This is a genomic window from Prosthecobacter sp. (genome assembly GCF_044226605.1).
Classification (GTDB): Bacteria; Verrucomicrobiota; Verrucomicrobiia; order Verrucomicrobiales; family Verrucomicrobiaceae; genus Prosthecobacter.
Genome location: NZ_JBGAGS010000017.1, coordinates 169,533 through 180,947 on the forward strand (window position 1 = coordinate 169,533; position 11,415 = coordinate 180,947).

Sequence of the window (11,415 nt, forward strand, 5' to 3'; positions counted from 1 at the left end):
TGAGAGAGAATCCCGCCCGGCGGGCAAGCGATACATTGCCGAACTTGCTGCAGGGCGGACCAGCTTGAAGGAGTGGGATCATCCTGATCCCTCAATGCCCTCGCACCCCCGCCGCGCCGCTTCACCCAATCTTCCGCCTCCTCCACCAAAGCACTCCCACACGCCGCGCCACTTCCTTGGAATCACCCGTGCAGCCTGCACTCCCCGGTTGCAGCCGCCGCTGGCCTCGCTGAGATAGCACCCGCATGTTTTCCAACCGCAAGACATACCTACTCCTCGCCCTGGCTTTGCTGGGCGTGACTGGGCTCCACGCACAGGCCCCCGTGGCTCCTGCGCCGGCGCCGGCGGTGCCCGCCCCTGCTGCTGAGAAGCTGCCAGACCTCCCGGCGTTGAAAAAGGCCGCTCAGGACATCGAAGTGAGGCTGCCTTCCCCTGCGATTCAGACCCAGACCTATTTCGACCTCTCGCCCGTGGAGCGAGACCGCTGGCGCAAGTTCCTCCCCCAGACCTTCCTCAAGCTCAACCGGCGCGAGCGTGTGCAGATCGTCGTGCTCGGAGATGCCATCCTCGATGGTGCCAAGGCGGATGCTGGCGCGGATCCCTTGCTGAAGAGTTTCGCAGGCGTTTTTGCCAGCAAGCTCGCGGCGCAGTTTTACTACACCGGCGGGGTGCGCGTTGTGCGTCCCGGCTCAAAACTCCGCAGCAAGGAGTCCAAAGTCCTCGGGCCTGAAATTCTGCTCCAGCCCGTGCGCACCTCGAGCATCGTGTCCGCTGCTGCGGCTCTGGCCTCGGAGGGCGTTACCGGCCAGCCGGATCTGGTGCTGCTCGCTCAGGGGCTTGAAGACGGCCTTGCAGGTGTGGCTGCTCCCGATGTGGCGGCGGCGTTTCGCAGCCTTCTGGACACCGCTCGCGGCAGGCGCCTGGAGGTCCTCGTTGCCGGCCCGGTGCCTCAGGCTGCGGAGCCGGAGGAGGCCAGCCTCGCTCTTACCCGCACACCCGTCAGCGTGTTGCGCGATGCCTGTGCTGCGGAAAACATTCTTTTCTCCGATCTGGGAGACCTCTCACGGCTCCTGGAGACTCCTCCTGGCGCACACGGCGCGGATCAGCTTTTTCCTGCTTTGATGCAGGAGTATCAAAGCCTCCTGAACCTGCCATCGGCCGGTTCTGCGGCCACCCCCACGGCGGCCATGCACTCGGTCATGGGGCGCATCCTCTATCAGGATGTCATGCTGGGCCCACCCGCTGTCGCCTGGCAGATCAGCGAAGCCAGAGCCACCATGCAGGGCCAGGGCGCGCTGGCGCTCGAGTTTCAGATCACCAATACGCGCCGCGAAGATTTGTCTCTGACCGTTCTACCCCTTGTTCCCTCCGGCCTTAAACCCAAGGACACCAATCCGGAAATCAAGTTCGCTCCCGGCGCCAGCCAGGCAATGAAGGTGAACTACGCCATCACAGATCCCAGCTGCCTGCCCCTTGCTGATGGCAGGATGCGCCTGCCCGTCCTCATTGTCTCGGGCAGGCAGTCCCGCATCGAAGACATGGTCGTTCCGCTTCAGCCTTTCAGCGTCACTTGGAATGCACGCGTTGCATTCAATCAGGAATCTGAGTTCTCCCCTGAACTCGAGATCGAAAACAGCTCCGGCTCCGGCCTTTCCGCTGCCTGGGAGTCCGGTTGGAATGGCAGGAAGCAGGAGGGAAAAATCTCCCTCGATGCCAGCGGTTCGGAAATGCTGAAGCTCTCCCTCGCCATGCCGGCGGCAGACGGGAAGGTTCCGGTGCGCCAGGTCCTGCCCCTGAAAATGACCGTAACCTCCGGCGGCATCAGTCAAAACTTTGATCGCAGCGTCGAAATCATTCGCAACATCGGGCTGAAGGAAGTGGTGCCCATGACCACCGCAGACGGCCAGTCCAGCGCGGTGACTCTCCGAGCGGATGCCGACAGCATGAAGCTGTTCTTCACCCTCGATTTGACCGGGGTCAATCTCACCGACGACGAATCTGGCCGGGCCTTTGAACTCCTCCTGAACCTTGACGCGCGCAGTTATGGCAAGCGCCTGACATCGGGGGGCACCGCTGCCATCCGCTTGACTGGCAAAGCCGCTGATGGTGATGCAGTGATCGATCCCATCGCCCCGTGGGCCTTTGGCAATGAGTATGCCGCCTTTTTTGATACCAAGGACATCCAGGCGGCGGTCAGCAGCTCCGCAGGCGGCGGCCGCAGGCTCACGATTGCCCTGCCAAAGAGCTACCTCTACCTGCATGAATGGGCGCTCGGAAATGGCAACAGCCAGCTGGGCTTGAATTTCCGCCTCAAAGCCGGTGGCCGCACCTACTTTCTCACCCGCAGCAGCCGTCATGGTGACGATGCCGAGAGTCTGGGTGTGCTGGAACTGACCGATAAACCCACCCTCCGCTGGACGGTTCGTGTGGAGTAGAGAAAAAGAACATGGCTGAAGAACGAGCTAGCAAAAAACTGTGGGACCGCGCGGCGTGGAAGGATGCCGGCTTTTTCCTCACCTACCTGCGTCCGCATTACAATGTGTTCATCCCGGCGCTCATCGCCCTGGCCATCACTGGCGGCATGACCATCCTTTTTATCAAGGAGCTGGCTGCGCTCGCAGGGAAGGGGCTCGGCGGCGGCATCGGTGCGGAGTGGATCGCTCAGTTCAAGGCGCTTGCCGCTCAGCTTTCCACCCTGGCAGGTGGCTGGCCTGCCGAGGCTGCCAGGCCTGAGTGGGGCGCTGAACTGAAAGATGCTGCCGGCCATGCCGCCGCATTGGACAGCAGCCTGAAAGGCGCCAGCGGTGCCGCGTGGATGGATGAGCTCACCCGCAGCGCATGGTATCTTGTGGCACTTGTCAGTGCCCAGGCTGTCATCGCTTTCTTCCGCATCATGCTCTTTGCCAAGGCCTCCGAACGCGCCCTCGCCGCCCTGCGCCTGGACACCTTCAGCCGCATCATCCGCCTGCCCATGGCCACGCTGAACAAGCGCCGCGTCGGCGAGCTCGCCTCCCGTCTGGCGAACGACGTCGAGGCCATGCGCGAGACCCTCGTGGTCACCATCCCCATGCTCATCCGCCACACGGTCATGCTCTCGCTCTGCATGGTGCTGATCCTGAACATGTCCGTCAGACTCTCCCTCTTCATGGTCGGCACCATCCCCGTGGTCATCATCATGATTGCCATCTTCGGCGCGCGCATCCGCAAGCTCACCAAGCGCGCCCAGGATAATCTCGCCTCGTCCCAGGTGATTGTGGATGAAAGCCTGCAAAGCATCGTCAGCGTGAAAGCCTTCCGCAACGAGGCCTACGAGCTCGCCCGCTACGACAAAAATCTCAGCGAGTACCTGCGCACCGTTCTGCGTGCGGCCGTCCCCCGCGCCTCCTTCATCGCTTTCATCATCTTCGCCTTCAGCGTCGCCCTCATCCTCGTTACTTGGTACGCCATGCGCATGCTCAATGACGGCGGCATCGGCAAGGAGGAGCTCACCCAGTTTGCCGGGCTCAGCGGCATGATCGCCGCCTCCTTCATGCAGTTCCCGGAGCTCATCACCCAGCTCCAGCGCTCCCTCGGCGCCACCGAGCGCGTGCGTGAAATCCTCCGCGATCAGACCGAGCCTGAAGATTCCGCCAAGGAACCAAAACAGCGCTTCAAAGGAGAGATCGAGATTCGCGATGTCAGCTTCGCTTATCCCACCCGCCCCGAAGCCGTCGTCCTTCGCGATTTCAATCTCCAGGCCAGGGCCGGGCAGCGCATCGCTCTCGTCGGCCCCAGCGGCTCCGGCAAATCCACCAGCGTCTCCCTCCTCTTCCGCTTCTACGATCCCACCACCGGAGAGATCCGCATCGACGGCCAGCCCATCCGGGACATGTCGCTTACCACTCTGCGTCGCAATCTCGCCCTCGTTCCGCAGGAGGTCCTTCTCTTCGGTGGCAGCATCAAGGAAAACATCGCCTACGGCAAACCCGACGCCACCGAGGAAGAAATCATCAGCGCTGCCAGAAAAGCCAACGCCCACGAATTCATCGCCGGCCTCACCGAAGGCTACCAGACCCTCGTCGGAGATCGCGGCACCCAGCTGTCCGGCGGCCAGCGCCAGCGCATCGCCATCGCCCGTGCCATCCTCGCAGATCCCGCCATCCTCGTCCTCGACGAAGCCACCAGCAGTCTCGATGCCGAGAGCGAGCGCCTCGTGCAGGACGCGCTCGACAAGCTGATGGAAAACCGCACCAGCATCATCATCGCCCACCGCCTCAGCACCGTCCGCCGTTGCGATCAGATCCTCGTCATGTCCTCCGGCGCCATCCTCGAACGCGGCACCCACGACGAACTCGTCGCCAAACCCGGCTCCCTCTACGGTTCCCTCGCCAAACTCCAGCTCGAGTAGTTCCCTCCGGAGTACGATGGCCACTGCTGTCCGTCGGCCAGCGTTTGCCATTCACCCACCCCGCTCGCAGTTCGCACCTCCCCTTGTGCAAAGAGTGTCACGGCCCCTCCACGGCCATGCCCGGTTGTAGCGCGGTATTCCGATACCGCGACCGCCCCGCCTCGGAATCAAAGTCCCGAGACCGCACATCCCCTCCTCCCCCATTTTTGCGCCTTCTTGCGCACCTTTGCGGCAATCCAAACCTCTCACGCCACACCCACTTCCTCCGCGTCACCACTCTCCGGCCTCCCCCAAATCATAAATCAAAAATCGTAAATCATAAATCGCTTCCCTGCCTAGCTCCTAAACACCATCGCCGGCTCCAGCCTGCTCACCCTCCAGATTCCCAGCAGCGCCGCCAGCGAGCAGATCCCCAGCACCACCCCCAGCACCGCAAACGGCACAAACTCCGGCATGTAAAAAGGTGGCTGCTCATTCTTCAGCGCCCCCATCGCAAATCCCGCCGTGCCCAGCAGCCCGATCCCATAGCCGATCAGCCCCACCGTAAATGCCTGCGTGATCAGCATCAGGCACAGCGTCCCGTTGGAGGTGCCCATCGCTTTCAGGGCTCCCAGGTGCCGCATGTTCTCCAGCACAAACGAGTAAAACGTCTGGCAGCTCACCGCCACCCCCACCAGCAGTCCGATGACGACGGTGATGCCAAACGAGAAAGGAATGCCCGTGTTTTTCACATACCACCACACGGTTGAAACATTGAAGTTGTCCGTCTCACCGCCGCCCCGCTGGCCCCAGAATTCACCGAAGTCGGCATCCCGGTTGATGAACGCCTTCAGGCCCGTTTTTTGTCGGATGTCCGCAGCCACCTGGTCCAGGCTGACTCCCTCGCGCGGCGCGCAGATCACCGCCTGCAGCATCTTCCGCTGCGCCGGCACATACTGCAGCGCGCGTTCATACGTCGTCCACACATAAGGTCCGCCGGTGAATGACGTCGCCGCATCTGCAATCCCCACCACGCGCGCCTCCTGGTCATTCAGTTCAAACACATCTCCCACCTTCACTTTGTCTCCGCGCTTCTTGGCCAGCCGCATCACCCCCAGGTCGTCAATGATCACCGAATGCGGCAGCCGCAGCTTCATGAGATCGCCCTCCAGCATCTTCGCCGGCGCACCCGCCAGCGTGTTCGAATCAATGCCGATGAGCTGGATCATCTTAAAATTCCCGTTCTCCAGCCGCACCCGCTGAATGCCCGAATAGATCGGCGCTGCCCACGCCACACTGCTCACACTGCGTACCCGCGCCACATCCGTGTCCAGCAGCGGGTTCGTCTCATTCACCTGCTCCACCTTCTCCTCCACCACCCAGATCGGCGCCGGCACATTTTTCAGTGTCGACTTTGTCCAGTTCATGAGCCCGCAAAACACCGCCGTCTGCTGCGCCATCAAAAACGTCGCCACCGCGATCCCTGCCACGAGCATCAGGTACTTCGCGGTGTCACCAAACAGCATTTTAAGCGCAAGTCGCAGCATGAGCAGGATTACGTGCGTGGTTCGTGCCGCGGCGCAGCCGTTATCTGCCGCCGCCAAACAGCCCGCCGAAGCTGCTGCTGATCACACTCGTCAGCACGCTCTGGATCTGGCTGCCGCTCGGGTGGTCCTCATGGATGTGTCCATGCGGGGTCAGTTTGTCGATCACCTGTGGCAGAAATTGGGACAGCAGCGGCAGCACCGTGTTCACGTTCATGCCCACCTTGGCCGCCAGATTGTTCAGATGGTCCACGCCCACGGCCGCCTGCATTTGTTCGGCGCTGATAGGCTCATTTTTTCCCGTTCCCACCCAGGAGGAAAAGGTGGCGCCCATGCCTGCCTTTTCAAACTGCGCCATCATCCCGCTCAGCCCTCCCGCTTCGCTCAGCATTCCAGAGAGCATCGCTGCCGGGTCCATTTTACCAGAGCCGCCGAGCATGCCGCCCAGCGCATTTTTTGCGAGTGAATCAAAGAGTCCCATAGGAACCCCGAGTGTGGGGGAGGGGAGGGGAATGTCAAGAGACCTGCACACCCTTGACCTCCGTCCCCGTCCCGCTACTCTCTTCGCCCCCAAACCAACAAAAACTACCATGAGCCAAACCCACGAATTCCAGGCCGAAGTCAAACAAGTCCTCGATATCGTCATCCACAGCCTCTACACCGACCGCGAGATCTTCATCCGCGAGCTCGTCTCCAACGCTTCTGACGCGATGGAAAAGATGCGCCTTACCCAGCTCACGGAAAAGGACGTCTTTGATGCCTCCGCCGCGCTGGAAATCTCCATCACCACAGATGAAGCCGCCCGTACCCTTACCATCGCGGACCACGGCATCGGCATGACCCGCGCTGAGCTGGTGGAAAACCTCGGCACCATCGCCCACTCCGGCTCCAAGGCCTTCGCCGCCGCACTCAAAAACGCTGGCAAGCAAAACGACGCCTCCCTCATCGGCCAGTTCGGCGTCGGCTTCTACTCTGCCTTCATGGTGGCGGACAAGGTTGAAGTCCACACTCACTCCTGGCGCAATGACGGCGAGCACTTGGTCTGGACCAGCGACGGCACCTCCAGCTACACCATTGACGATTCCTCCGAAGAAGCCCGCGGTTGCAAAATCGTCCTCCACCTCAAGGAAGACGCCGCCGAATTCGCCACCAAGCATCGCGTGAAGCAGATCTTGGAGAAATACTCCAACTTCGTCAGCTTCCCCGTCATCCTCGACACCGAGCGCGTCAACACCGTCGAAGCCCTCTGGCTCAAATCCAAGGACAGCATCACCGAAGAGCAGTATACGGAGTTCTACCGCTTCGCCGCCCACGCCTTTGACGATCCCAGCTACCGCCTCCACTTCCAGGCCGAGTCCCCCATCGCCATCAATGCGCTGCTCTTCACCCCGACTCAAAACATGGAGTCCTACGGCATGGGCCAGATGGAGCCAAACGTCGGCCTCTACTGCAAAAAAGTCCTCATCGACCCCAAGCCCAAGAAACTCCTCCCCGAGTGGATGCGCTTCGTCCGCGGCGTCATCGACAGCGAAGACCTTCCGCTGAACATCTCCCGCGAGTCCATGCAGGACAGCGCCCTCGTCCGCAAGCTCGGCGACGTCGTGGCCAAGCGCCTTCTCAAGCACCTCGACAAGGAAGCCGTCGAAGACCCCAAGAAGTACAATGAGTTCTACTCACATTTCAGCCGCTTCTTCAAGGAAGGCATCGCCACCGACCACACCAATCGCGACGCCATCGCCAAGCTCCTCCGCTTTGAGTCCAGCATGACCGAGCCCGGCGAAACCGTGAGCCTCACCGAATACGTGAAGCGCATGAAGGAAGACCAGAAGGAAATCTACTACCAGGTCTCCACCTCCCGCAGCACCATCGAAAGCGGCCCCTACGTCGCCGCCTTCAAGGCCAAGGGCTTCGAAGTGCTCTACATGTTTGAGCACATCGACGAATACGTCATCTCCAGCCTCAGCAAGTTCGAGGACAAGGACCTCAAGTCCGTCAACGCCCCCGACATTGATCTTGGCGATGCCACCGGCGAAGGCGAAGCCCTTCCCGAAAGCGACGCCACCTCTCTCTGTGACTGGATCAAAGACCGCCTCACCTCACAGGTCGAAACCGTCCGCACTGGCAAGCGCCTCGTCGGCAGCCCCGCCCTCGTCCTCACCCCCGAAGGTGAGATGAGCCCGCAGATCCGCCAGATGATGAAAGCCATGGGCAAGGACGGCGACATGCCCGGCTCCAAGGTCATCTTCGAAATCAATCCGCGGCACCAGCTCGTCCGCAACCTTTCCACCCTCCGTGAAAAGGATCCCGAAACCGCCGGTCTTATCACTGAGCAGATTCTGGATAACGCCCTCCTCTCCGCCGGTCTCCTTGAAGAACCCCAGCGCATCATCGAGCGCACCCAGAAGCTCATGGAGAAGCTCTCGGCGTAAAGGTTTGAACAGGATCAGAGTGCTCTGCGGTGAGCTATCGCCGCAGGGCGTGCTCGTGGGCGCCAGCAAGGTGGTCCGCACCTGCGCAGCCCCGAAGGGAATCCTCTGTGCGGCTCGCTAGCCCCCTATTGCACGAGTCACCATAAATTTGAGCAAAACCCAACGACCATTCATTGTTGACCGACTTGGAAAAAGCGCGGCGGATTGGGGAAAACACGGCGACGGCTGCTCGAATCGTACAGGAGACTGTGTAGAGCAAACCTTCGACTCGGGACCTCCGAGCTTCCGTCCTAAAGTGGTAGAAGGCTCAAGTGCGCGAGTTGGAAAATGAGAAGCAGCAAACCTCCGCTTGCACCTTCTCTCCCACCCGCCTTCATGCCCGCATGATCGCCTTCCTTCGCGGCCTCCTCGCCGAAGCCCTCCCGCACCGCGCCACCATCGATGTCAATGGCGTGGGCTACCTCGTCCTCATTCCTCTCACCACCTTCGACAAACTCCCGCAGATCGGTGAAAAAGTTCAGCTTCTCACCCACTACCACGTCACCGACCGCGATCACACCCTCTTTGGTTTCATCACCGCAGACGAGCGCGATCTCTTCCGCCTCCTCATGGACCGCGTCTCCGGCATCGGCCCCAAGATGGCTCTCAGCGTCCTCAGCGGCATGCCCGTCGCCGCCTTCAAAGACGCCGTCATCAGTGGTGATGTAAAATCCCTCTCCCGCATCAAAGGCGTCGGTGGCAAGACCGCCGAACGCATCGTCCTGGAGCTCAAGGACAAAGTCGGCGTCGTCGATGCCTGGCAGGCCTCCCGCACCGCCAAAGGCGCGCACGATCCCAAACAGGAGGCTCAAACCGACGCCGTCCTCGGCCTCATCGCCCTCGGCTACAAACAGTCCGAAGCCATCAAAGCCGTCAACGACCTCGCCAAAAACCCTGGCATGGACACCGCCGACAAGCTCATCCGCGAAGCCCTGCGCAGCATGAATTAATCCTCACGCATTCGTCTCCGAATGCAGCGCGATGCAGTTTCCTTCGGAATCCAGCACCTCCGCGCGAAAGCCATACTGCCCGATCGAGTGTACATCCTGCTGCACCGTTCCGCCATTTGCCCGCACCGCGGCCACCGCCTCCTTCAGCCTTCCGTTCACATCAAAGTAAATCATGATGCCATCCGCCGAAGGCTTGAAATCCTTCACCACCACAATGCATCCCTGCTGCCCTCCGTCGCTCGTCGGCAGCATCACCGTCGGCACGCCCCCGATCTCCTCTTTCTCCATCTCTCTCCCCAGCACCGCCGCATAAAAACGCATCGCCCGGTCCAGATCGACCGCCGGAATGTCAAACCACACAAGGTTGGGTTTCATGCCCGCAAGAGTGAGCGGCAGTGCTGCAAAAGCAAATCACAGCTTCGCCAGAATACCCCGCGCTCCCCCACGCCGGGTGTCTCCCGCACGACCTCAGCCCGAAGTGGTCCGCACCTGCGCAGCCCCGAAGGGAATCCTCTGTGCGGCTCGCGCGTCCGCTGACTTCCGATCTCGTCCAGGCCTTTCAGCAGCCCAGCGCCCCCACTCCTTGTTCCCGCGCTGCGCATTCACACACAGCCGCATGCTGCAAATCCGTCTTGCCGTTCCACCTTCCTCCATCTCTCATACACCACCATGCGCCCTCTCGTCTTCGCCCTCCTGCTCGCAGTCCCCGCCTTGGCTCGGGACATCCCCGTCGCAGATGCCACCGCGTTAGCTGACGCCGCCAAGAACCTCGCTGCCGGCGACATCCTCATCCTCGCAGACGGCACGTGGGCCGATGCCAAGCTGAAGCTCAGCGCCGAAGGCACCGCAGAAAAACCCGTCACCATCAAAGCGCAAACTCCCGGCAAAGTCATCTTCACCGGCGCCTCGCGTCTCTCCGTCGGCGGCTCCCACATCATCGTAGACGGCCTCTGGTTCCAAAATCCCACCAGCGAGCAGGTCATCGAACTGCGCAAAGACTCCAAGCAGCTCGCCACCGACTCCCGCATCACCAACTGTGCCGTCACCAACGACGCCAGGCCCGTCTCCACTGGCTCCTCCCAATACGTCTCCATCTACGGCGCCCGCAATCGCGTCGATCACTGCTATATCGCCGGCAAGACCACCGAAGGCACCACCATGGTCGTCTGGCTCTCCAATGAAGCCAAAGACCAGGGCAAGCACCAGATCGATCACAACCACTTCGGCCCCCGCGAAAAGCTCGGCAAAAACGGCGGCGAAACCATCCGCCTCGGCGACAGCAAAACCTCCATGCAAACCGCCGCCTGCATCGTCGAGCACAACCTCTTCGAGAAATGCGATGGCGAAGCCGAATGCATCTCCAACAAATCCTGCGGCAACCTCTACCGTCACAACACCTTCAAAGGCGTCTCCGGCACCCTCACCCTCCGCCACGGCAATGGCTGCAACGTTGAAAACAACACCTTCATTGGCGACGGCGCCAAAGGCGCGGGCGGCGTTCGCATCATCGGCGAAGACCACACCGTCACCGGCAACCGTTTTGAAAACCTCACCGGCGACGATGAGCGCAGCGCCCTCTGCATCATGCTCGGCATCCCCGACTCCGTCCCCAACGGTTACTTCCAGGTCAAGCGCGCCAAGATCGGCGGCAATACCTTCATCAACTGCAAGCACAACATCCTCATCGGCATGCAGGGCGACAAAAAAGCCACGCTCCCTCCCATCGAAACCCTCATCATGGGCAACACCATCCAGACCAGCAAAGCCGAAGCTTTCGAAATCAAATGTCCTGTCGATGGCGTGATCATGAAGGAAAACGAAACAGCCAAAGAGCTTCCGAAAGCCACTTGGTCCCTCGTCCCAGAACCCACCGGCCCCTCCTGGAAAAAGTGATGTTCCCCTAGAGGCAAAACCCGGCTCGCGCCCAGCGCAAAGGTAGGGCGGGCCGTCCAGGCTGTGTGAAAACTATTTCACCGGTTTGACCGGGGGCGTTCATGCGCAACAAGATGGGCATGAGCCACCTTCGAGGAACTGATCGCAGCGAACTGCAGATGCTGCCGCCATGCCTGGATGATTACGTCGCAGCG

The 11,415-nt window shown here is 61.1% G+C and carries 8 protein-coding genes; 5 read left to right on the forward strand and 3 right to left on the reverse strand.

Annotated elements, in window-relative coordinates:
- Positions 1–245: 245 nt before the first annotated feature.
- Positions 246–2,435 carry a hypothetical protein gene (locus tag ACILSO_RS22965; RefSeq protein WP_395739804.1) on the forward strand — a complete coding sequence of 730 codons (2,190 nt, stop codon included), beginning with the start codon at positions 246–248 and terminating at the stop codon, positions 2,433–2,435.
- Positions 2,436–2,446: 11 nt separating this feature from the next.
- Positions 2,447–4,387: an ABC transporter ATP-binding protein gene (locus ACILSO_RS22970; RefSeq protein ID WP_395739805.1), complete on the forward strand. Its 1,941-nt coding sequence runs from the start codon at positions 2,447–2,449 to the stop codon at positions 4,385–4,387.
- A gap of 335 nt (positions 4,388–4,722) precedes the next feature.
- On the opposite strand, the gene ACILSO_RS22975 is transcribed toward ACILSO_RS22970, so the two are convergent.
- Together ACILSO_RS22975 and ACILSO_RS22980 are read right to left on the reverse strand one after the other, a co-directional pair.
- A complete protein-coding gene (locus tag ACILSO_RS22975; RefSeq protein ID WP_395739806.1) occupies positions 4,723–5,913 on the reverse strand; it encodes an ABC transporter permease in 1,191 nt (396 codons plus the stop codon).
- A 40-nt stretch (positions 5,914–5,953) separates the two neighbouring features.
- Positions 5,954–6,556: a YidB family protein gene (locus tag ACILSO_RS22980; RefSeq protein ID WP_395739807.1), complete on the reverse strand. Its 603-nt coding sequence runs from the start codon at positions 6,554–6,556 to the stop codon at positions 5,954–5,956.
- On the opposite strand from ACILSO_RS22980, the gene htpG reads away from it, so the two are divergent.
- Positions 6,501–8,339 (forward strand): molecular chaperone HtpG, encoded by a 1,839-nt coding sequence (gene htpG, locus ACILSO_RS22985; protein WP_395739808.1) that lies wholly within the window; start codon positions 6,501–6,503, stop codon positions 8,337–8,339. The genes ACILSO_RS22980 and htpG overlap by 56 nt on opposite strands.
- A gap of 383 nt (positions 8,340–8,722) precedes the next feature.
- Complete coding sequence (gene ruvA / locus ACILSO_RS22990) at positions 8,723–9,328, forward strand: Holliday junction branch migration protein RuvA (protein WP_395739809.1); 606 nt, start codon at positions 8,723–8,725, stop codon at positions 9,326–9,328.
- Positions 9,329–9,331: 3 nt separating this feature from the next.
- On the opposite strand, the gene ACILSO_RS22995 is transcribed toward ruvA, so the two are convergent.
- A complete protein-coding gene (locus tag ACILSO_RS22995) occupies positions 9,332–9,703 on the reverse strand; it encodes a VOC family protein (RefSeq protein WP_395739810.1) in 372 nt (123 codons plus the stop codon).
- A gap of 294 nt (positions 9,704–9,997) precedes the next feature.
- Between ACILSO_RS22995 and ACILSO_RS23000 the strand changes: the two genes are divergently transcribed.
- The gene (locus ACILSO_RS23000) at positions 9,998–11,221 is read left to right on the forward strand and encodes a polysaccharide lyase 6 family protein (RefSeq protein WP_395739811.1); all 1,224 of its coding nucleotides are present in this window, start codon (positions 9,998–10,000) and stop codon (positions 11,219–11,221) included.
- Positions 11,222–11,415 lie beyond the last annotated feature (194 nt).

Bases quoted from the DNA above. Each gene is read 5' to 3' on its own strand.
- ACILSO_RS22965 (WP_395739804.1), top strand. From the start codon at position 246: ATGTTTTCCAACCGCAAGACATACCTACTCCTCGCCCTGGCTTTGCTG.
- ACILSO_RS22970 (WP_395739805.1), top strand. From the start codon at position 2,447: ATGGCTGAAGAACGAGCTAGCAAAAAACTGTGGGACCGCGCGGCGTGG.
- ACILSO_RS22975 (WP_395739806.1), bottom strand. From the start codon at position 5,913: ATGCTGCGACTTGCGCTTAAAATGCTGTTTGGTGACACCGCGAAGTAC.
- htpG (WP_395739808.1), top strand. From the start codon at position 6,501: ATGAGCCAAACCCACGAATTCCAGGCCGAAGTCAAACAAGTCCTCGAT.
- ACILSO_RS22980 (WP_395739807.1), bottom strand. From the start codon at position 6,556: ATGACGATATCGAGGACTTGTTTGACTTCGGCCTGGAATTCGTGGGTT.
- ruvA (WP_395739809.1), top strand. From the start codon at position 8,723: ATGATCGCCTTCCTTCGCGGCCTCCTCGCCGAAGCCCTCCCGCACCGC.
- ACILSO_RS22995 (WP_395739810.1), bottom strand. From the start codon at position 9,703: ATGAAACCCAACCTTGTGTGGTTTGACATTCCGGCGGTCGATCTGGAC.
- ACILSO_RS23000 (WP_395739811.1), top strand. From the start codon at position 9,998: ATGCGCCCTCTCGTCTTCGCCCTCCTGCTCGCAGTCCCCGCCTTGGCT.